17 protein-coding genes are annotated in these 20,584 nt (G+C 66.5%); 14 read left to right on the top strand and 3 right to left on the bottom strand.

From position 1 onward, the window contains the following. Nucleotides 1-264: 264 nt before the first annotated feature. From DPV79_RS01495 to cuyB, 3 genes are all read left to right on the top strand, one after another. Complete coding sequence (locus DPV79_RS01495) at nt 265-1,179, top strand: LysR substrate-binding domain-containing protein (RefSeq protein ID WP_059492872.1); 915 nt, start codon at nt 265-267, stop codon at nt 1,177-1,179. Nucleotides 1,180-1,345: 166 nt separating this feature from the next. Then, on the top strand, nt 1,346-2,620 hold the full coding sequence (locus DPV79_RS01500; protein ID WP_113044713.1) for a dicarboxylate/amino acid:cation symporter: 1,275 nt from the start codon (nt 1,346-1,348) through the stop codon (nt 2,618-2,620). Then, nucleotides 2,620-4,077, top strand: coding sequence for a cysteate racemase (gene cuyB / locus DPV79_RS01505; protein WP_113044714.1), 1,458 nt, complete (start codon nt 2,620-2,622; stop codon nt 4,075-4,077). The genes DPV79_RS01500 and cuyB overlap by 1 nt, the downstream gene beginning before the upstream one ends. Nucleotides 4,078-4,263: 186 nt before the next feature. On the opposite strand, the gene DPV79_RS01510 is transcribed toward cuyB, so the two are convergent. Continuing rightward, a complete protein-coding gene (locus DPV79_RS01510; protein WP_021156550.1) occupies nt 4,264-4,452 on the bottom strand; it encodes a hypothetical protein in 189 nt (62 codons plus the stop codon). 164 nt (nt 4,453-4,616) lie between these two features. Here DPV79_RS01510 and DPV79_RS01515 point away from each other — a divergent pair, with 164 nt between their 5' ends. From DPV79_RS01515 to DPV79_RS01555, 9 genes are all read left to right on the top strand, one after another. After that, nucleotides 4,617-4,832 (top strand): DUF3820 family protein, encoded by a 216-nt coding sequence (locus tag DPV79_RS01515; protein ID WP_027792801.1) that lies wholly within the window; start codon nt 4,617-4,619, stop codon nt 4,830-4,832. A 119-nt stretch (nt 4,833-4,951) separates the two neighbouring features. Next, the gene (locus DPV79_RS01520) at nt 4,952-5,461 is read left to right on the top strand and encodes a hypothetical protein (protein WP_027792800.1); all 510 of its coding nucleotides are present in this window, start codon (nt 4,952-4,954) and stop codon (nt 5,459-5,461) included. 197 nt (nt 5,462-5,658) lie between these two features. After that, a complete protein-coding gene (locus tag DPV79_RS01525; RefSeq protein ID WP_021156553.1) occupies nt 5,659-6,174 on the top strand; it encodes a hypothetical protein in 516 nt (171 codons plus the stop codon). 104 nt (nt 6,175-6,278) lie between these two features. Continuing rightward, a complete protein-coding gene (locus DPV79_RS01530) occupies nt 6,279-7,430 on the top strand; it encodes a c-type cytochrome (protein WP_113044581.1) in 1,152 nt (383 codons plus the stop codon). Between the two features lie 13 nt (nt 7,431-7,443). Then, entirely contained in the window at nt 7,444-9,198 is a 1,755-nt protein-coding gene (gene ctaD, locus DPV79_RS01535) for a cytochrome c oxidase subunit I (protein WP_113044582.1), read from the top strand. Then, nucleotides 9,195-9,806 (top strand): cytochrome c oxidase subunit 3, encoded by a 612-nt coding sequence (locus DPV79_RS01540; protein WP_113044583.1) that lies wholly within the window; start codon nt 9,195-9,197, stop codon nt 9,804-9,806. Before ctaD ends, DPV79_RS01540 begins: the two co-directional genes overlap by 4 nt. Next, nucleotides 9,803-10,537: a heme-copper oxidase subunit III family protein gene (locus DPV79_RS01545; protein ID WP_113044584.1), complete on the top strand. Its 735-nt coding sequence runs from the start codon at nt 9,803-9,805 to the stop codon at nt 10,535-10,537. Before DPV79_RS01540 ends, DPV79_RS01545 begins: the two co-directional genes overlap by 4 nt. Nucleotides 10,538-10,545: 8 nt before the next feature. Further along, nucleotides 10,546-10,887, top strand: a complete 342-nt coding sequence (locus DPV79_RS01550; protein WP_059687147.1) for a cytochrome C oxidase subunit IV family protein — start codon at nt 10,546-10,548, stop codon at nt 10,885-10,887. 139 nt (nt 10,888-11,026) lie between these two features. Then, nucleotides 11,027-11,353 carry a high-potential iron-sulfur protein gene (locus DPV79_RS01555; RefSeq protein ID WP_021156559.1) on the top strand — a complete coding sequence of 109 codons (327 nt, stop codon included), beginning with the start codon at nt 11,027-11,029 and terminating at the stop codon, nt 11,351-11,353. Between the two features lie 112 nt (nt 11,354-11,465). On the opposite strand, the gene DPV79_RS01560 is transcribed toward DPV79_RS01555, so the two are convergent. Both DPV79_RS01560 and DPV79_RS01565 read right to left on the bottom strand, forming a co-directional pair. Then, on the bottom strand, nt 11,466-11,849 hold the full coding sequence (locus tag DPV79_RS01560) for a hypothetical protein (RefSeq protein WP_059621337.1): 384 nt from the start codon (nt 11,847-11,849) through the stop codon (nt 11,466-11,468). A gap of 211 nt (nt 11,850-12,060) precedes the next feature. Further along, on the bottom strand, nt 12,061-12,444 hold the full coding sequence (locus tag DPV79_RS01565; protein WP_113044585.1) for a c-type cytochrome: 384 nt from the start codon (nt 12,442-12,444) through the stop codon (nt 12,061-12,063). 255 nt (nt 12,445-12,699) lie between these two features. Between DPV79_RS01565 and uvrA the strand changes: the two genes are divergently transcribed. Together uvrA and DPV79_RS01580 are read left to right on the top strand one after the other, a co-directional pair. Next, a complete protein-coding gene (gene uvrA / locus DPV79_RS01575) occupies nt 12,700-18,594 on the top strand; it encodes an excinuclease ABC subunit UvrA (RefSeq protein ID WP_113044587.1) in 5,895 nt (1,964 codons plus the stop codon). 876 nt (nt 18,595-19,470) lie between these two features. Beyond that, nucleotides 19,471-20,511, top strand: coding sequence for an LLM class flavin-dependent oxidoreductase (locus tag DPV79_RS01580; protein ID WP_113044715.1), 1,041 nt, complete (start codon nt 19,471-19,473; stop codon nt 20,509-20,511). Nucleotides 20,512-20,584: the final 73 nt, after the last annotated feature.

The following is a 20,584-nucleotide window of genomic DNA, read 5'->3' on the forward strand; positions in this document are numbered from 1 at the left end:
GGTCGCGCGCGGCAGCCGCTGCTGGCTCCGCTGCCGTCGCGCTCCGCGTCGATCATGGCGAACCGGGACAGCCGGCGCGGACCGAACGCGGAGCTTACGACCGCCGGGTTTCCCGATCCTGTACCCTGTCCATGTCTTTCGCGCGTTCCGCGGCGATCGTCGGCATGACGACCGCCGTGCGTTCCATCACGATGTGCCCGGTCAATCGGCGCCGTGCCCCCGGTCGGCAGCAAGTCGATCCGGTTGCAGACCTCCAAGGCAAACATGGAAATCAAGTGGATCGAGGATTTCATCGCCCTCGCTCAATATCAAAGCTTTTCCCGGGCGGCGGAGTTCCGCAACGTCACGCAGTCGGGCTTCAGCCGTCGCATCCAGTCGCTCGAGCAATGGATCGGCGCCGAACTGATCGACCGCAGCAGTTTCCCGCCGGTACTGACGCCGGCAGGGCGGCTGTTTCGCGAGACGGCGGAAGACGTCCTCAGCCGCCTGTTCGACACACGCGCGATCATCCGCACCGAGCAGCGCATCGCGGGCAAGAGCCTGCAGATCGCGGCGGGCCATACGATCGCGCTGAATTTCCTGCCGTCCTGGCTCAAGGCGCTTGCGCCGCATTTCGGCGAGGTGCGGGCACGCGTCGTTCCGACGAATGTCCACGATTCGATCCTGATGCTCGTCAACGGCAACTGCGAGCTGATGTTCGCCTATCACCATCCGGAGCTGCCGCTCCATCTGGACCCGGTCAGGTACGAACACGTGACGGTCGGCCTCGACACGTTGATGCCGGCCTGCCGGCCCAACCGCCGGTCGGCGCCCGCATTTCGCCTTCCCGGAACGAAGCAGCACCCGCTGCCGCTGATCTCCTATACGGACACCAGCTACTTCGGGCGCTGCCTCGCGTTGCTGCTCGATCGCGCCGCGGTTGCGCCGGCGTTGCAGCTGCACTATGAATCCGACATGGCCGAAGTGCTGAAAAAGCTCGTGATGGAAGGCGAAGGCGTGGCGTGGCTGCCGCGGAGTGCGATCGCCGCCGAGCTGGCGGCCGGCGAACTCGTGCCGGCCGGGCCGGCGGCATGGAACCTCGAAATCGAGCTGCGCGTCTATCGCGACGCGTCCAATCGCAGCGAGTTCCTGGAGACGCTCTGGCAGCATCTGCGCGCCGAACCGTCGCGGCGCGGCTAGGGTTTTCCCGCCTTATGCGAGTCTCGCATACCGCCATGATGTACCGGCATCATGGTCTGTTCGGCCGTCCCTACCATTCGTTCCAACGGCAAATGTGACGCGCGGCTCGCGTCGCGCGGCCCGTCTCGCCTGCCGGCGGTCGGGCCTCACCCAAGGACGGATGGACATGAAAAATCGGCTTACCTTAAGCATCGCAATCGGCATGGTCCTCGGCGTCGCCGCCGGCTATGCGTGTCACACGAGCATCGCGGACCCGGGCACGCTCAAGACGGTCGCGGGGTACTTCTCGATCGTGACGGACATCTTTCTTCGGCTGATCAAGATGATCATTGCGCCGCTGGTGTTCGTGACGCTCGTTTCCGGCCTGGCCGGCATGGACAGCGGCGAAGACGTCGGGCGCATCGGCCTGCGCTCGGTTGCGTGGTTCGTCTGCGCATCGCTGGTTTCGCTGGGCCTCGGCCTCGTCATGGCCAACGCGTTGCAGCCCGGCGCCGGCCTGAACCTGACGGAAGCCGCGGGCGAGGCCAACCTCGGCCTGAATACCGCGGCACTGAACGCCAGGGACGTGATCACGCATGCGTTTCCGACCAGCCTGCTCGACGCGATGGCGCGCAACGACATCCTGCAGATTCTCGTTTTCTCCGTCTTTCTCGGCATCGCGCTGAGCGCGCTGAAGCACGATCCGCGTGTCGGCATCGTCATCCGGTCGATCGACGGCATGGTGCCGGTGATGTTGCGCCTGACGAACTACGTGATGCGCGCGGCGCCGCTCGGTGTCTTCGGTGCGATCGCGTCGTCCGTCGCGCTGCGCGGGCTCGACGTGATCTACACGTACGGCAAGCTGATCGGCGCGTTTTATCTCGGGCTGCTCGTCCTCTGGACGATCCTGATCGGCGTCGGATACCTGTTCCTCGGGCAGCGCGTCGGCGCGTTGCTGAAGGCCGTGCGCGAACCCGCGTTGATCGCGTTTTCGACCGCCAGCAGCGAAGCGGCGTATCCGCGCCTGACCGAGCAGCTCGAGAAGTTCGGAGTCGACAAGAAGGTCGTCGGTTTCACGCTGCCGCTCGGTTATGCATTCAACCTGGACGGCTCGATGATGTATCAGGCGTTTGCGGCCCTCTTCATCGCACAGGCGTTCGGCGTCCACATGCCGCTTTCGCAGCAGGTGTTCATGCTGCTGATCCTGATGTTGAGCAGCAAGGGCATGGCGAGCGTGCCGCGCGGATCGGTGGTCGTCGTCGCGGCCGTCGCGCCGATGTTCCATTTGCCGGCCGCCGGCGTGGCCATGATCCTGGCGATCGACCAGATACTCGACATGGGCCGCACGATGACGAACGTGATCGGCAACAGCGTGGCGACGGCCGTGATCGCGAAGTGGGAGGGCGCGCGCGCCGCGCAGCCGGACAGCGCCGCGTTCGATCCGCGGGAGCTGAACGCATGATGCACCGGGACATCGCGGGTACGGGACGGACGTTCGGCGTGGTCGGCGGCCTCGGGCCGCTGGGAAGCGCCGACGTGTTCTTCAAGCTGGTGAGGGCGACGCCCGCGTCGTCCGACGAGGATCACGTCGACCTGATTTTCGAGCAGCACCCGTTCAGGGGTTCGGGTTCGGGCAGCGCGGCGACGACGGCGCGCAAGCTGTACGTGTTCGACATGATCCGCGCGTTCGAGAAACGCGGCGTGACGACCGTGGTGCTGCCGTGCTTCCTGAGCCACACCTTCATCGACGAACTGAAGGCCAATACGCGCCTGCCGATCGTGGACATCGTCGAAGCCGTTCGCAGCCACGTGCAGCGCACGTATCCCGGCGCCATACGCATCGGCGTGCTGGCTTCGGACCATGTGCGGGCCGACGGGCTGTTCGAACGGTATTTCCCGGCGCCGCAGTTCGAGATCGTCCATCCGCGGCCGCGCGGCGATGTCGATCCCGTCACCGAGGCGATTTACGGGGCGGACGGCATCAAACGCGGCAATCTTCGCGGCCGGCCGGTCGAGCTGCTTCGCGACGCATGCGGGGATCTGGCGGACCAGGGCGCGCAGGTCATCGTTCCGGGGCTGACGGAGATCGCGCTCGTGGCGGACGAAATCGGGCCGCTGCGGATACCGCTGATCGATTCGAATCTCGCGTATGCGCAGTACGCGGTTTCGACCCGATGCGCGGCCCGTGCACCGGTATTCAAGATCGGGGTCGTCGGTGGCGTCGGGCCGGCCGCGACGGTGGACTTCCTGGACAAGATCGTTCGAAACACGCCGGCTTCGCGCGACCAGGAGCACATCAAGCTGCTGGTCGAACAGAATCCGCAGATCCCGGACCGGACGGCGAACCTCGTCGGTGACGGTACCGACCCCACGATCTCGCTGTATGCGACGTGCAGGCGGCTCGAGGACGGGGAGGCGGATCTCATCGCGATTCCATGCAATACCGCGCATGCGTTTGTCGAGCGGGTTCAACCGCACCTCGGCATTCCGATCGTGAACATGCTGACCGTGACGGCCGCCCATTTGCGTGATGCGTATCCGGGGCTGCGCGAGGTCGGCGTGCTGGCAACGTCGGGCACGATCGAAAGCGGCGTATACGAAAAGGCACTCGAATCGTATGGATTCCGACAGGTCGCGCCGGCGCCGGCACTGCAGGCGCGCGTGATGGAAGCGATCTACGGAGAGCGGGGTGTGAAGGCCGGCTTTACGACCGGCCAGTGCAAAGCGGACATCGGCGCCGCCGTCGACGCACTGATTGCCGACGGCGTCGACGTGATCGTTCTCGGCTGTACCGAGCTTCCGATCCTGCTGCCGGGCCGCGAATATGTCGCGCCGAACGGTGGGCGTGCGACGCTGGTCGATCCGACCGATGTGCTCGCGCGTCAATGCGTGGCGTACGCGACGGCTGCCGGTGCTTGAGCTTGAGATTAGGCGGCCGCGCCGCCTTCGACGCGGCGGCCGGCGGGTGTCGGATGTGTCGCGTGGTTCGGGCGGCGCAGGCGTGGATCAGCCGATGCCGGTCTTGTGCGATTCAACGACGACCGCGCGCGTGACGAAACAGTTTCCGGAGGCGGACAAAACGGGCGCCCGGTAGCGGGCGCCCTGTCAGTGTCTGAGCACGCAAACAGCGACGATTTCGTATCCGGGGTCGGCATGCAGGTGCGCCGCCATTTCCGCTTCCTCATACGAACGAAACGACGTGGCATCCTCAACCGCCGGTGCCATGCCGATATCGCCATCCTCGGCGGTGCACAGGAACTGCTCGCCGGTCTTCACGACATAGACGGACAACATGATTCCCTCCATCGTTTGCAGGGGGGAATTCCAGTCTAGCAGGCCGGAAAAGGGGCGCGGGCGGTTTGCAGCGCCTGTTTCCGCGAGGCTGTCGCCGGAGGGTTTGCCGCGTCGGATGTCAGCGTGGCATGCGACGGGAGCGGAAAGCCGTGCACAATACCGGCATGCAGACCCCAGATCTCGAACACCTCGTCACCGTCACCATGCCCTTTGGAAAGTACAAGGGCCGACTCATTGCCGACCTGCCCGGGCCTTACCTCAACTGGCTGGCTCGCGAAGGATTCCCGCGCGGCGAAATCGGCCGGCAGCTTGCGCTGATGCATGAAATCGACCACAACGGCCTGCGCGACTTGCTGGAGCCGTTGCGCAAACGCGGATAGCGTCGCTCGGTGCCGAACGGCTTCGCATGCGGCACCGGCACTGGCCCGCGCGCACCTACTGTGTTGCCGTTGCTGACATAGAATGGAAAGAGTAGTTGACGGCACAAAGGGGTGCCAACATGAGACGCCTTTATTTCCTCGTACCCGATACGCAGATGGCCAAGGCCATCGTCGACGATCTATTGCGCGCACGTATCATCTGGCGCCATATCCACGTCCTCGCCGATCACAGCGTCACACTCGATCAGTTGCCCGAAGCATCGTTGCTGCAAAGCAGCGATGTCGTGCATGCGCTCGAGCGCGGCGTCGCGCTTGGCGGCGCGGCGGGTGCACTGATCGGCCTCGTCGCGCTGGTATTTCCCCCGGCGGAACTCGTGATCGCGGGCGGCGCCGTTGTCGGGTTGACGCTGGCGGGAGCGGGTTTCGGGGCGTGGACCGCCGCGATGATCGGCATCGCCGAGCCGAACGCGCGACTCCAGCGATTTCGCGAGGCCATACAGGAAGGCCAGATCCTGATCATGGCCGATGTGCCGGCATTGCGAGAGCAGGAAATCGAGGAGATGGTCGCCAGACATTTTCCGACGGCGGACCTGGAAGGCGCCGAGCCCACGACACCGATCTTCCCCTGACGCGCGACAGCAAGCCGGCCTGCCCGATACCCGGGTTCTTCGACGCATTTCGTCGAACGCACGGCCGCGCGCGGAGAAGGGCGTTCGCACGTTGCGCCCGCAACCCTGCTTCCGGATCGCTCGAGTGACGCAGGCCCGACGCGCGTGACGCCCTCGGAACCGAAGCGCCGACGTCGAAGCGTCGGCAAGGAGGTCGTATGGAACTGCACATGCAATCGCACCATTGGGCGCGTCGGACGCCGGACTGGGTCGCCGCCGCCGTGGCCGGTCTCGCAGGCGGTGCGCTGGTGATCGCGCTGGAATTCGTCTGGTCGACACTCGTGCTCGGCTCGAGCCCGTGGCAACCGACGCACAAGATCGCGGCGATGGTGATGGGCCGCAGCGCGCTCGGCCAGATGACGCAATTCAACCTTGAAATCGTCGCGATGGCGCTGCTGCTGCACTACGTGCTCGGCGCGATCATGGGGGTGATGCTCGCGGCGATCATGGCGCCTTTCCGCCTCGATTCGAGCGTGGGCATGGAAGCCGCCATCGGGCTGGCGTTCGGGATCGTCGCGTATGGGTGGAACTTCTACGTCATGACGGCCGTGTTCCCGTGGTTCGTCTCCGAGCGGGGTGCCGGGCCGTTGCTGGCCAACCTGTTGTTCGGCGTGGTTGCGGCCATCACCTACGGCAGGCTCGAGCGAGTGCGCAAGCACAACGTGGACGACTGATACATCGCGTTTCCCGCCGCGCCGAGGCTGACCACCCGGCATTCGCGGGAGACACGGAACCCGGCGTCGGCGGCGCCGGCGAGTGATATGCAGCGAGGCGGCCTATGGCCCTTGCGATTGCCCTGGTCCTGATCATCCTGTTGGCGGTGGGGTTTCACTTTGCCAGTCCGTGGTGGATCACGCCGATCGCATCGAACTGGGTGCGCATGGACGACATGCTGACGATCACGCTCGTCATCACCGGTGCATTCTTCGTCGCCATCAACCTGTTCATCGTCGTCGCACTGGTGCGCTATCGCCACCGCAGCGGGCATCGCGCGGCCTACGAGCCGCACAACCGCCGGCTGGAATGGTGGCTGATCGGCCTGACCGCTATCGGCGTGGCGGCGTTGCTGGCGCCGGGGCTGTTCGTCTACGCGGACTACATCCGGCCGCCGCGCAACGTGCTGCAGATGGAAGTGCTCGGCCAGCAATGGCAATGGCGCTTCCGTTTCGCGGGCCCCGGCGGCAAGCTGGGCACGACGGACGTGCGCTACATCAGCAACGACAACCCGTTCGGCCTGAACCCCGCCGACCCCAACGGCCGTGACAATTACCTGATCGAGACGCCCGAGGTGCACCTGCCGCTCAACCGGCCGGTCCAGGTGCTGACGCGCTCGCGCGACGTGCTGCACGATTTCTACGTTCCGCCGTTCCGGGCGCGGATGAACATGGTGCCGGGCATGGTGACCACCTTCTGGTTCACGCCGACCAGGGCAGGGCGCTACGACATCCTGTGCGCGCAGCTCTGCGGGATCGGGCACTCCGGCATGCGCGGCGTGGTGGTCGTGGAAGACGAAGCCGCATTCTCGCGCTGGCTGGCGCAGCAGACCACCTTCGCGCGGCAGCAACTCGCCCGCGTGCAGGCAGCCCCCGCCGCTGCCGGCGGCAGCGCGCACGCGCTCGCCGAACTGGGCAAGACGCTCGCGGTGGCCAAGGGCTGCGTCGCCTGCCATACCGTGGACGGCAGCCCGCTCGTGGGCCCGACCTGGAAGGGCCTGTACGGCAAGACCGAAACGATGGCCGACGGCAGCACCGCGAAGGTGGACGAGGCCTATCTGCGCGCGTTCATCCGCAATCCGGCGGCGCGGGTCGTGAAGGGGTTCTCGCCGATCATGCCGCACTTCGACCTGAGCGACCAGGAACTGTCCGCACTGGTGGCGTACATCGAGGCGCAAGGCGGGCCGCCTCCGGCCGGTACCGCGGCCAGGCAATAGCGGAGCAGAAACCATGACCTACGCGCACGGCGACCACGCCCCGCAGAGCTTCTGGACCCGCTATGTCTGGAGCCAGGACCACAAGGTTATCGCGGTGCAGTATGCGATGACGGCCATCGCGATCGGGCTGGTCGGCCTCGTATTGTCCGACCTGATGCGGCTGCAGCTCGGCTTCCCGGGCAAGTTCGCGTTCATCGACGCGAACCACTACTACCAGTTCGTCACGATGCACGGGATGATCATGGTGATCTACCTGCTGACGGCGCTGTTCCTGGGCGGCTTCGGCAACTACCTGATCCCGCTGATGCTCGGCGCGCGCGACATGGTGTTCCCGTTTCTCAACATGCTGAGCTACTGGGTCTACCTGCTGGCCGTGCTGGTGCTGGTGGCGAGCTTCTTCGTGCCGGGCGGGCCGACCGGCGCGGGCTGGACGCTGTACCCGCCGCAGGCCATCCTGCCGGGCACGCCGGGCGTCGAATGGGGCATCGTGCTGATGCTCGTGTCGCTGGCGATCTTCATCGTCGCGGCGACGATGGGCGGCCTGAATTACGTGACCACCACGCTGCAGGCACGCACGCGCGGCATGACGCTGATGCGCATGCCGCTCACGGTCTGGGGCATCTTCATCGCGACCATCATGGCGCTGCTGGCGTTTCCGGCGCTGTTCGTGTCGGCGGTGATGATGCTGTTCGACAGGACGCTCGGCACCAGTTTCTTCGTGCCGGCCGTGGTGTCGATGGGGCAGACGCTCAGGCATGCCGGCGGCAGCCCGCTGCTGTTCCAGCACCTGTTCTGGTTCTTCGGGCATCCGGAGGTCTACATCGTCGCGCTGCCGGCCTTCGGCATCGCGTCGGACCTGATCAGCACGCACGCGCGCAAGAGCATCTTCGGCTACCGGATGATGGTGTGGGCCATCGTCATCATCGGCGCGCTGAGCTTCGTGGTCTGGGCGCACCACATGTTCATCGCCGGCATGAATCCGTATTTCGGTTTCTTCTTCGCCACCACCACGCTCATCATCGCCGTGCCGACCGCCCTCAAGGTCTACAACTGGGTGCTGACGCTGTGGCGCGGCGATATCCACCTGACCGTGCCGATGCTGTTCGCCATCGGCTTCATCAGCACCTTCGTGCTGGGCGGGCTGACCGGGCTCTACCTCGGCAACGTGAGTGTGGACATCCCGCTGTCGAACACGTATTTCGTGGTCGCACACTTCCATATGGTGATGGCCGTGTCGCCGATCCTGGTGGTGTTCGGCGGCCTCTACCACTGGTACCCGAAGGTGACGGGCCGCATGCTCGACGACACGCTCGGGCGCGCGCACTTCTGGATCACCTTCGTCGGCACCTATGCGATCTACTTCCCGATGCACTATCTCGGCATCCTCGGCATGCCGCGGCGGTATTACGCGTACCAGGGCTACAGCTTCATCCCGCATTCGGCGCAGACGCTCAACACGTTCATCACCGTCGTCGCGCTGATCGTCGCGGCCGCGCAGTTGCTGTTCCTGTTCAACCTGGCGTGGAGCCTCGTGCACGGCCGGCGCGCCGACGGCAACCCGTGGCGGGCCACCACGCTGGAATGGCAGACGCCGCAAACGCCGCCCGCGCACGGCAACTGGGGCGCGGCGCTTCCCGTCGTCTACCGCTGGGCATACGAATACAGTCCGCCGGGGCAAGAGGAAGATTTCGCGCCGCAAAACCAGCCGCCCGCGACAGTGCCTGAACCGGCTCACCCGGCGCTTCACCCCGGCGAGGCCCACGAATGACCACGCTGCCGCGCCCCTTCGTTGACGACGCGCGACCCGGCTTGCCGAATGCGGGGCGCACCGGCCTGATCGTCTTCATGGCGGTTGCGACGACGTTGTTCTCGCTGTTGCTGCTCGCCTATGCGATGCGCATGCGCGAGCCCGACTGGCAGCCGATCCCGCATCCGGCGCTGCTGTGGTGGAACACCGGCGCGCTGGCGCTGGCCAGCGTCGCCATGCAGCGAGCCCGGCAACCGGCCTTGCACCGCACCGCGTGGCTCGTGTGCGGCGGCGTGCTGGCGGCCGTGTTCGTGGCCGGGCAACTGACCGCCTGGCACCTGCTGTCGGCTGGCGGGCAGACCGTTGAGGTCAATCCGTCGAACAGCTTCCTCTACCTGCTCACCGGCCTGCACGGACTGCATGTGCTGGGCGGGCTGGCGGCGTGGGCGGTGACGATCGCGCAGCTCCGGCGCGCGGACCCGTTCCGGGCCGGGCGGGTCATCGATCTGTGCGCGCTCTACTGGCATTTCCTGCTCGCGGTGTGGCTCGTGCTGCTGGCGGCGATGTGGTGGCTGACCCCCGGGATCGTCGCCGCCGTCTGCGGGCCGCTGTATGGAGCCGCGCCATGACCGCGCCCACGGCCCCCACCGGACCCGCCGCCGGTTCGCCCGCGGCTCCGCCTGCCGATGCGTCATCTGCCGACGCCCGGCCCGACGGCTGGCGCGGCATCGTCACGGACTGGTCGGCCGATCGCGAAGCCTTCAAGGTGCCGTGGGGCAAGGCGATGATGTGGATCTTCCTGCTGTCGGACACCTTCGTCTTCAGCAGCTTCCTGATCGGCTACATGACGGTGCGCATGTCGACCACGGCGCCGTGGCCCGATACCGCGAAGGTGTTCGGGCTCAGCGTCGGCGGCGTGGAGGTGCCGTTGCTGCTGATTGCGATCATGACGTTCACGCTGATCAGCAGCAGCGGCACCATGGCGATGGCCGTCAACTTCGGCTACCGGCGCAACGCGAGGCCCGCCGCCGCGCTGCTGCTGGCGACCGCGCTGCTGGGCGCCACCTTCGTGTCGCTGCAGGCGTTCGAATGGAGCAACCTGATCTTCCGGGAAGGCATCCGCCCGTGGGGCAATCCGCTGGGCGCGGCGCAGTTCGGCGCGTGCTTCTTCACGATCACCGGGTTCCACGGCTTTCACGTGACCTGCGGCGTGATCTACCTGCTGCTGATCGCGCGCAAGATCCTGCAGCCGGGGTTCGCCGAACACGGCAACTTCCAGATCGTCGAGATCGCCGGCCTGTACTGGCACTTCGTCGACCTGGTGTGGGTGTTCATCTTCGCGCTGTTCTACTTGTGGTGAGGCAGGCCATGGACCATACCGATCCCGCCGACCGACCCGACGCCGCGCACGGCCAGCAGCATCCGATCGGCCTCTACCTGAAGATCTGGGGCCTGCTGTTCGTGCTGAGCACGTTGTCGTACCTGGTCGACTATTTCAACGTGCAGGGCCTGATGCGCTGGGTACTGATCGTCGTGCTGATGATCGCCAAGGCCGGGCTGATCGTGTCGATCTTCATGCACATGATGTGGGAGCGGCTGGCGCTGGTGTACGCGATTCTCGTGCCGCCGCTGTGCCTGCTGGTGCTCATGGTGCTGATGGCGGCCGAGGCGCATCACACGTTCGGGATGCGGGAATTGTTTTTTCGCTGATTCCTTCGCAAGGCGGTTCGCAGGGGATGAACGTGTCGCGGCGCGACGGGCACGGTGACGGGCCGCGGTTGTGCGCCGGGAGGCGTCGCGGCATCGGAGGAGCCGGACATCCGGCCACGCAAACATCGAGGAGGGCAAGATGAAGTTTTCACGCCGACGTTTTATTGCTGCCACCACCGTTCTGGCATCCGCGCTGGCCGTTGGGCGCCGCGCGGCCGCGGCAGATGCCGCGGCCGGTGCCGGTGCCGTGCAGGAAACCGACGCAAACGCCCAGGCCCTCGGCTACAAGACGGATGCAAGCCGGGTCGACCATGCGAAATTCCCGAAATTTCAGGCGGGCGAGGCTTGCGCGAATTGCCAGTTCTTCCAGGGCAAGACCGGTGCGCCGATGGCGCCGTGCGCCATTTTCGGCGGCAAGCAGGTCAATGCGAAAGGCTGGTGCGGCGCTTACGCGAAAAAGGCGTAGCAGGGCAGGGGCGAGCCGGTGGCCGGGATACGTGACGCCCGGCCCACCTCATGGCTGATCGGACTCGAGCCACGCGCCCGGCGCGACGCGAAATCCGGATGGCAGGCAAGGGTCAGAGGTCGCCGCGCACTTCACCGGTTCCCAGCGCGGTCCGCTGCCGGTTGACTTCCGCCCAAAGCGCGTCGCTGTCGTCATTGCGCAACTGGACCATCCAGTCGAGTTGATCGTCGGTCACGTCGAAGTATTCCAGGATTTCCCGGCGAACCCCATCGACGAACTGCGCGAATTCCGGGGTCGCCTGGGCCTGCGCGTGCAACGCGTCGTATTCCGCATCGTCCGCGCCGCCGCCGTGCTCGTCGATGTAGCGCGAGATCCACTGGTCTATTTCGCGGTCGTAGTCGGCCTCGGCGCGCATCGCTTGCACGGCCGTGTAGAAATCCAGTTGGGCAAACGCGGCGATCGCCGCCGTTGTCGCCTCGTCGAAGGTAGTCGTCATTCCATCTCTCATGTTGGTCCGCGCGCATCATCGCACGGCTGCACCCGGGCAGGTACGTTGGTTCCGGATGGCGCAACACACGGCTTGTGTGCCGAAGTCCGACCCGGGCAACGGCACCATTTTCGGAAGGGGGATGCCTCCGCCGGATAGCTCGTCGGCGGTATGTTACCGGCTCGAAACGACCCGGAGCGGTCAGCCGGTCGACACGGAATCATCGGCTGCTGGAAATCACGTCGCTCATGTATTGATTCAGGTCGCGAAAATCCTGAACGGTCCAGGCATGCGGTGCCAGCTTGACGCCGTTCTCCCTCAAGGTTCTCGGAATCAGGTCCCCGTTCGGGCGAAGTATTACCGATGAAACGATGACGCCTGGATAATCATGGAGCCGCTTTTTGAACGCGGCAGTCGTGAGGTCAGGCGTGGCGGGATTGCTTTTCCTGGCCAATGGGCCGGTGCCCTTGATATCTGCGCCATGGCACATCGCGCATCTCTGTATGAAGAGATTTTTCCCGTTGATGTTTTGCGAGAAGGCGAGTGAAGGCTGAGTCAACACCCACGCTCCCAGCAAAGTGATGAGCCATGCTCTTGCTTTCATTTTCCTTGTCGTATCACGCGGATTGCCCGGCCGGGGAGTATAAACGCGTTATCGCGGAATGGCCGCGCCTCCAACCGCCATCCCATGCCGCCCTCAGGGTCGTCATGGAAAACTGTATGAATGTACAGTATAGTGTCCGTCGAAATCGGGCCGCACATGTGCAACCCTTGCGGCGCGTGCGCCGCGCCTGCGGGCATCCGCCGCAGCGTTCCGGCACCGGGCACTCTGGTTAACTCATTCAGACGGGCAGGCAAATTGTCATCCAGCAATCTGATCCGCATTCGCGGAGCACGTCAGCACAACCTCAAGAACCTCGATCTCGACCTGCGCACCGGCGAGATGACGGTCGTCACCGGCCCGTCGGGCTCCGGCAAGTCGAGTCTCGTGTTCGACACGCTGTACGCGGAAGGCCAGCGGCGCTACGTCGAGACGTTCAGCGCGTACGCGCGGCAGTTCCTCGACCGGATGGACCGCCCGCAGGTCGAGCGCGTCGACGGCGTGCCGCCCGCGATCGCGATCGACCAGACCAACCCGGTGCGCAGTTCGCGCTCGACCGTCGGCACGATGACCGAGCTGAACGATCACCTGAAGCTGCTGTACGCGCGCGCGGCCGAGCTGTTCGACCGCAAGACCGCGCGGCAGGTGCGGCACGACACGCCGGAGACGATCTACGCGGAGCTCGTCGCGCGCACGCAGGCGGACGATCCGCGCGTCGTCGTCACGTTCCCGGTCGAGCTGCCCGAAACGGCTTCCGATGAAGAAGTCGCGCAGTGGCTGTCCGCGAGCGGTTACACGCGGGTGCAGGCGCAGCGCGAGGTCGCGTCGCCCACCGGGCCGCGCAAGGTGCTCGACGTGGTGGCCGACCGCTTCCGTGTGCAGCAGGCCGACAAGGTGCGCGTGGTCGAGGCGATCGAGGCGTCGCTGAAGCGCGGCGGCGGGCGCGTGAACGTGTACGTGCTGGCGCCGGAAGCGGAAAACGCGATCGCCGAGCCGCAGGTGTGGCGCTTCTCCACCGGGCTTCACGATCCCGACAGCGACCTGCGCTACGCGGAGCCGCAGGCGGCGCTGTTCTCGTTCAATTCGGCGTATGGCGCGTGCGAAACCTGCCGCGGCTTCGGCCGCGTGATCGGCGTCGATCTCGGCCTCGTGATCCCCGACGCGCGCAAGACGCTGCGCGGCGGCGCGATCAAGCCGATGCAGACGCCCGCGTGGAAGGAGTGCCAGGACGACCTGATGCGCTACGCGGCGAAAGCCGGCATCCCGCGCGACACGCCGTGGGCCGAGCTGTCGGACGCCGAGCGCGACTGGGTCGTCAACGGTTCGCCCGACTGGAACGGCAAGTGGCAGAGCCAGTGGTACGGCGTGAAGCGCTTCTTCGGCTATCTCGAGTCGAAAGCGTACAAGATGCATATCCGCGTGCTGCTGTCGAAATACCGCAGCTACACGCCGTGCGACGTATGCGGCGGCGCGCGCCTGAAGACGGAGTCGCTGCAGTGGCGGCTCGGCTCGAAAGAGAACGCCGACGGCGTGCTCGCGCCGGCCGGCCGCTTCATGCCGCGCGGCGTCGACTGGAGCCGCGCGCAGCTCGAGGCGCTGCCGGGCCTGACCGTGCACGACCTGATGCTGTTGCCGATCGAGCGCATCCGCCGCTTCTTCGACGACATCAGCCTGCCGAGCGCGCTGCTCGACGATGCATTGAAGCTGCTGCTCGCCGAGGTGCGCACGCGCCTGAAATACCTGTGCGACGTCGGGCTCGGCTACCTGACGCTCGACCGGCAGAGCCGCACGCTGTCGGGCGGCGAGGTGCAGCGGATCAACCTGACGACGGCGCTCGGCACGTCGCTCACGAAAACCCTGTTCGTGCTCGACGAACCGAGCATCGGGCTGCATCCGCGCGATCTCACGCGGATCGTCGAGGCGATGCAGCGGCTGCGCGACGCCGGCAATACGCTGGTGGTGGTCGAACACGATCCGTCGGTGATGCTCGCGGCCGATCGCCTGATCGACATGGGGCCCGGCCCCGGCGAGCGCGGCGGCACGATCGTCTACGACGGCACGCCGGGCGACATCCGCTCCGCGCACACGCTGACGGGCGAATATCTCGGCGGCCGCAAGCATGTCGCGCATGCGTCGAACTGGGCGCGCCGGGTGGTCGACGCGAATACGCCGCGCATCGTGCTCGAAGGCGCGAGCGAACACAACCTGCGCGACGTGACGGTCGAGATCCCGCTGCAGCGGCTCGTCTGCGTGACGGGCGTGTCGGGGTCAGGCAAGTCCACGCTGCTGCAGGACGTGCTCTATCCGGCGATGGCGCGGCACCACGGCAAGGCGACCGAGTCGCCGGGTGCGTACCGCAGCCTCACGGGCGCCGACCAGGTGGGCGACGTCGTGTTCGTCGACCAGTCGCCGATCGGCAAGACCACCCGTTCGAACCCGGCGAGCTACGTCGGCGCGTTCGACGAGATCCGCAAGCTGTTCGCGAAGGCGCCGCTCGCGCTGCAACGCGGCTACGGCGCCGGCACGTTCAGCTTCAACTCGGGCGACGGCCGTTGCCCGACCTGCGGCGGCTCGGGCTTCGAGCACATCGAGATGCAGTTCCTGAGCGACGTCTACCTGCGCTGCCCGGACTGCGACGGCAGCCGCTACCGCGCGGAGATTCTCGAAGTGCGCATCGAGCGCGACGGCCGCGCGCTGAGCATCGCCGACGTGCTCGATCTCACCGTCAGCGAAGCGGCCGCGTTCTTCGCGACCGACGCCGAGGTGCTGCGCGTGCTGCAGCCGATCGTCGACGTCGGCCTCGAATACGTGAAGCTCGGCCAGCCGGTGCCGACGCTGTCGGGCGGCGAAGCGCAGCGCCTGAAGCTGGCCGGCTTCCTCGCCGAATCGGCGGCGGCCGTGAACGGCCGCCGGGTCGTTACGGAAGAGGCGCGCATCGCGCGGGCGAAGCTGTTCATGTTCGACGAGCCGACCACCGGGCTGCACTTCGACGACATCGCGAAGCTGATGCAGGCGTTCGGCAAGCTGCTCGCGGCCGGCCATTCGCTGATCGTGATCGAGCACAACCTCGACGTGATCCGCGCGGCCGACTGGCTGATCGATCTCGGCCCGGAAGGCGGCGACGGCGGCGGCCTCGTGCTGTGCGCGGGCACGCCCGACGAAGTGAAAGCCTGCGCCGAATCGCATACCGGCGTGGCGCTGCTGCAGTACGAACGCGCGATGGATGCCGACATGGCGCTCGCCGACGAAGGCAAGCCGCTGCAGGCCGTGCTGAACGCGGCGCGCGAGCGGCGTGCGATCGAAGGCGAGGACGTCGTGCGGATCGTCAACGCGCGCGAGCACAACCTGAAGGCGCTCGACGTCGACATTCCGCACGGCAAGTTCAACGTGATCACCGGCGTGTCGGGTTCCGGCAAGTCGACGCTCGCGTTCGACATCCTGTTCCACGAAGGCCAGCGCCGTTACCTCGAATCGCTGAACGCGTATGCGCGCTCGATCGTGCAGCCGGCCGGCCGCCCCGAGGTCGACGCGGTGTACGGCATCCCGCCGACCGTCGCGATCGAGCAGCGGCTGTCGCGCGGCGGGCGCAAGAGCACGGTCGCGACCACGTCCGAGGTGTGGCACTTCCTGCGGCTGCTGTACGTGAAGCTCGGCCTGCAGCATTGCATCCACGACGGCACGCCGGTCACGTCGCAATCCGTCGAATCGATCGCCGCGCAGTTGCTGCGCGATCATCGCGGCGAACACGTCGGGCTGCTCGCGCCGCTCGTCGTGAACCGCAAGGGCGTGTATACGGATCTCGCGAAGTGGGCGAAGGCGCGCGGCAGCACGCATCTGCGCGTCGACGGCGAGTTCGTGCCGGTCGATCCGTGGCCGAAGCTCGACCGCTTCCGCGAGCATACGATCGAGCTGCCGGTCGCCGATATCGTCGTGTCCCCCGACAACGAAGCCGAACTGCGACGCGTGCTCGACGAGACGCTCGAACTCGGCAAGGGCGTGATGCATCTGCTCGCGCCGCTCGACGGGCTGCACGACGCGATGCAGAACGATCATTCGACCGCGCGGGTCGGCACGGTCAAGGTGCTGTCGGTCAAGCGCGCGTGCCCGGTGTGCGGCACGAGCTACCCGGAGCTGGACCCGCGGATGTTCTCGTACAACAGCAAGCACGGCTGGTGCACGACCTGCGTCGGCACCGGCGTCACGCTCACGCGCGAACAGCGCGCCGCGTATGACGACACGGTGCTCGCCGGGGACGATCGCGGCCGCGAGCAGACGCTGCCGTCGGACGAACAGGAACCGGAAGGCGTCGGCAACGAGCCGTGCCCGGATTGCAACGGCACGCGGCTGAACCCGACCGCGCGGGCGGTGACGTTCGACGCGCATCCGATCGTCGAGGTCGCGCAATGGACGGTGTCGGACACGCGCCGCTGGATCGACGGGCTGGAGCTGACGGGGCGCGACGCGCAGATCGCGCGCGACATCGTCAGCGAGATCGGCAGCCGCCTCGCGTTTCTCGAGGAGGTCGGGCTCGGCTACCTGAGCCTCGATCGCGCGGCGCCGAGCCTGTCGGGCGGCGAAGCGCAGCGCATCCGGCTCGCCGCGCAGCTCGGCAGCAACCTGCAGGGTGTCTGCTACGTGCTCGACGAACCGACGATCGGCCTGCATCCGCGCGACAACCAGATCCTGCTGGATGCGCTGCGCAAGCTCGGCGACAAGGGCAACACGCTCGTCGTCGTCGAACATGACGAGGACACGATCCGCCGCGCCGATCACATCATCGACGTCGGCCCGGGCGCGGGCAAGCGCGGCGGCACGCTGGTCGCCGAGGGCGCGGTCGCCGATCTGGCCGCGCAGCCGGATTCCGTGACGGGCCGCCTGCTCGCGCAGCCGATGACGCATCCGCTGCAGCCGCGCCGCAGCGTGAGCCTGCCGGGCAAGAAGGGCGGCGCGGCCGTGCCGGAAGCCTGGCTGACCGTGCACGGTGCGCGGCTGCACAACCTGCGCGACGTCACGGTCGGCATTCCGCTCGGGCGGCTCGTCGCGGTCACGGGCGTGAGCGGCTCGGGCAAGTCGACACTCGCGCGCGACGTGCTGATGACGAACCTGCTCGACGCGGTCGGCCGCTCGGTGCTGTCGTCGCCGGCCACGCGCCGCGCGCGCAAGGCCGCGCAGCAGGACGCGCCGGCCGCCAACCGCCGTTCGAGCGTGCTCGCGCGCAGTGCGCCGCGGCCTTCGCTGAACGTCACGCATGCATGGCAGGGCTGCGAATCGCTGAGCGGCTGGGAGCAGATCGACCGCGTGCTCGAAGTCGACCAGACGCCGATCGGCAAGACGCCGCGCTCGTGTCCGGCCACCTATATCGGCGTGTGGGACACGATCCGCAAGCTGTTCGCCGATACGCTGGAAGCGCGTGCGCGCGGCTACACGGCGTCGCGCTTCTCGTTCAACACCGGCGACGGGCGTTGCCCCGCATGCGAAGGGCAAGGCGTGCGCACGATCGGGATGAGCTTCCTGCCCGACGTGAAGGTGCCGTGCGACGTGTGCCACGGGCAGCGCTTCAACCCGGAGACGCTCGCCGTCACGTGGCGCGGCCGGAACATCGGCGACGTGCTGACGATGGAGATCGACGAGGCCGTGGAGTTTTTTGCGCCGATCTCGAACATCGCGCATCCGTTGCAGCTGATGAAGGATGTCGGCCTCGGCTACCTGACGCTCGGCCAGCCGTCGCCGACGTTGTCGGGCGGCGAGGCGCAGCGCATCAAGCTCGTCACCGAGCTGACGAAGGTGCGCGACGACATCACACGGCGCGGCCAGAAGGCGCCGCACACGCTGTACGTGCTCGACGAGCCCACGGTCGGCCTGCACATGGCGGACGTCGCGAAGCTGATTCGCGTGCTGCACCGGCTCGTCGATGCGGGGCACAGCGTCGTCGTGATCGAGCACGATCTCGACGTGATCGCGGAAGCCGACTGGATCATCGATCTCGGGCCGGAAGGCGGCGTGGGCGGCGGCACGATCGTCGCGGCGGCGCCGCCGGAAGCGCTCGTGCAGGTGCGTGCGAGCCATACAGGGCAGGCGCTCAAGCCGGTGCTCGCGCGAACGGGCACGGGCGAAGGGGAAGCCGAGCGCGAGGGAGAAGCGCGGGTCGGGTGAGCGCGACACTTCGTGTTGACGGCACCGGTGTCAGGGGGATTGCCTCCTGGCTAACGGGCTCGGTTCCGTTCTTTCAAGCCGTGGGGTAATGGCTCCGGTGTGGCGCCGTTACCCCGCTTCCGATGCGCGATGCCTCGCACTATCGGAGCTTCGTTTTCTGGTGTCGACCGGCGCCATTCCTGCATGCGGCGTCGTCAGGTCTGTCGATCGCTCGCTCGATTGCGTGCCCGTCACTAAAAACATATCCCCCCACGCGTTTCTGCGCTGTCGCATCCATTCCGCGATCGGGTTCGGCTGCGCGTCGAATCGTTGCGCCAGAGCGGCCAGCGTCCGCTTGCCTTTGGCGTTGCAAGTGCAGCACTTTTGCATCGAACCCCGTCGGGTGTGACTGTCGGGTTCTCTTCTTCATCGTCCAGGTTTCCGGGCCGCATTATCGCGGGCCCATGAATCGCATGTTCCCCTTGTGCGACTGCCCGGGTTTGTACGGCCACGCCTGAATCAATCTCGATTTTCATTATGTGTGCACGCGCTATCTGTTTTGATACGCGCGTCATATCCATAGAAGAAATGACTGCAACGGGTCAGTCGCACGTTCTCCATAATCGACATCCGAGATTGCCTGCCTGTTCGACGCTTTTTCATGAAAGTTTGAATCCGGTCAGCCCGGCCATTTGCGAGGTTGAGTTCGATGTCTCGTTTCCTTTTTTCGATCCCCGATAAAAAACCGATCGCCAAAGAGGTGAACGCGCGCGTTCCGGTCGATGGTGCCGTGCCGGTCGTGCGTCATGCCTGTCGACAGGCGGATCGGGCAGATTCCGGGCCGACAGCACGCGGCGCGTGTACCACCAGACAGACCCAATGACGAAGGATACGAAAGTGAGCAACGTCCGCATTGATCACATTGCCTTCCTGACACCGGGCAATTACGCCGGTGAAGACGCGGCGGCGGGATTCGAGCAGACGCTCGAACTGTTCAGCGCGGGCGAGGCGCTCGGTTACGACAGCGCGTGGGTGCGGCAGCGCCATCTCGAGCGCGCCGTCTCGTCGGCCGCCACGTTTCTCGCGGCGGCAAGCCAGCGGACGACCCGGATCGGATTGGGCGCCGCGGTCATCCAGATGGGATACGAGAATCCGTTCCGGCTGGCCGAGGATCTCGCCACCGTCGACGTGCTCGCGCGCGGGCGGCTCAATGTCGGGCTCAGCGCGGGCGCACCGAATCACGGCGCGCTGCTGGGCGAGCGGCTGTTCGACACCGATCCGGATCTCGTCGACTTCTCGCACGCGCGTGTGGCACGCCTGCGCCGCAATCTCGCCGGCGACTGGCTCGGCGACGACGACACGTTCGTCGAATCGGCCGCAGGCAGGGTGCGGCCGCGCGTGAGCCCGTTTGCGCCCGGCCTGACGGGGCGACTCTGGTACGGGGGCGGTTCCAGGCGGTCGATCGAATGGGCCGCCAGGAACGGGTTCAACCTGCTGATCGGCAATATAACCACGGGCGAGGGCACCGATAGCCATATCGACGCCCAGTTGCGGCAACTGGATCTGTATCGCGACCATTGGCATGAAGCTCATGCTCCGCGGATCGCGCTGGGGCGCGTGATCGTCCCGACCGACGGCGCGAGCGCGAAGGAGCGCGAACGCTATCGCGCATTTGCCGACGCGCGTCATGCCCGCACGCTGGCGCCGCAGGGCGAGCGGCGCACGCTGTTCGCGCCGGATCTCGTCGGCAGCTCGGACGAGATCGTGGAGCGGTTGCTGACCGACCCGGTGGTCGGACAGGTGCGGGAGCTGCGCCTCGAATTGCCTTACGACCTGCCGTTCGAGAACTACCGGCAGATCCTCGAGGACTTCATCACGCGTATCGCCCCGGCACTCGGGTGGCAGCCGGTTGACCGGCGCGAGCCCGCCGCGGCCTGATGCGATCGACATGACATTCCATCGAATGGCGCACGTGATCGGAGTCGGCGACGGACCGGATGCTGCCGAGCAC

This window comes from Burkholderia reimsis, from assembly GCF_003294055.1.
GTDB lineage: Bacteria > Pseudomonadota > Gammaproteobacteria > Burkholderiales > Burkholderiaceae > Burkholderia > Burkholderia cepacia.

Bases quoted from the DNA above. Each gene is read 5' to 3' on its own strand.
- DPV79_RS01495 (WP_059492872.1), top strand. From the start codon at position 265: ATGGAAATCAAGTGGATCGAGGATTTCATCGCCCTCGCTCAATATCAA.
- DPV79_RS01500 (WP_113044713.1), top strand. From the start codon at position 1,346: ATGAAAAATCGGCTTACCTTAAGCATCGCAATCGGCATGGTCCTCGGC.
- cuyB (WP_113044714.1), top strand. From the start codon at position 2,620: ATGCACCGGGACATCGCGGGTACGGGACGGACGTTCGGCGTGGTCGGC.
- DPV79_RS01510 (WP_021156550.1), bottom strand. From the start codon at position 4,452: ATGTTGTCCGTCTATGTCGTGAAGACCGGCGAGCAGTTCCTGTGCACC.
- DPV79_RS01515 (WP_027792801.1), top strand. From the start codon at position 4,617: ATGCAGACCCCAGATCTCGAACACCTCGTCACCGTCACCATGCCCTTT.
- DPV79_RS01520 (WP_027792800.1), top strand. From the start codon at position 4,952: ATGAGACGCCTTTATTTCCTCGTACCCGATACGCAGATGGCCAAGGCC.
- DPV79_RS01525 (WP_021156553.1), top strand. From the start codon at position 5,659: ATGGAACTGCACATGCAATCGCACCATTGGGCGCGTCGGACGCCGGAC.
- DPV79_RS01530 (WP_113044581.1), top strand. From the start codon at position 6,279: ATGGCCCTTGCGATTGCCCTGGTCCTGATCATCCTGTTGGCGGTGGGG.
- ctaD (WP_113044582.1), top strand. From the start codon at position 7,444: ATGACCTACGCGCACGGCGACCACGCCCCGCAGAGCTTCTGGACCCGC.
- DPV79_RS01540 (WP_113044583.1), top strand. From the start codon at position 9,195: ATGACCACGCTGCCGCGCCCCTTCGTTGACGACGCGCGACCCGGCTTG.
- DPV79_RS01545 (WP_113044584.1), top strand. From the start codon at position 9,803: ATGACCGCGCCCACGGCCCCCACCGGACCCGCCGCCGGTTCGCCCGCG.
- DPV79_RS01550 (WP_059687147.1), top strand. From the start codon at position 10,546: ATGGACCATACCGATCCCGCCGACCGACCCGACGCCGCGCACGGCCAG.
- DPV79_RS01555 (WP_021156559.1), top strand. From the start codon at position 11,027: ATGAAGTTTTCACGCCGACGTTTTATTGCTGCCACCACCGTTCTGGCA.
- DPV79_RS01560 (WP_059621337.1), bottom strand. From the start codon at position 11,849: ATGACGACTACCTTCGACGAGGCGACAACGGCGGCGATCGCCGCGTTT.
- DPV79_RS01565 (WP_113044585.1), bottom strand. From the start codon at position 12,444: ATGAAAGCAAGAGCATGGCTCATCACTTTGCTGGGAGCGTGGGTGTTG.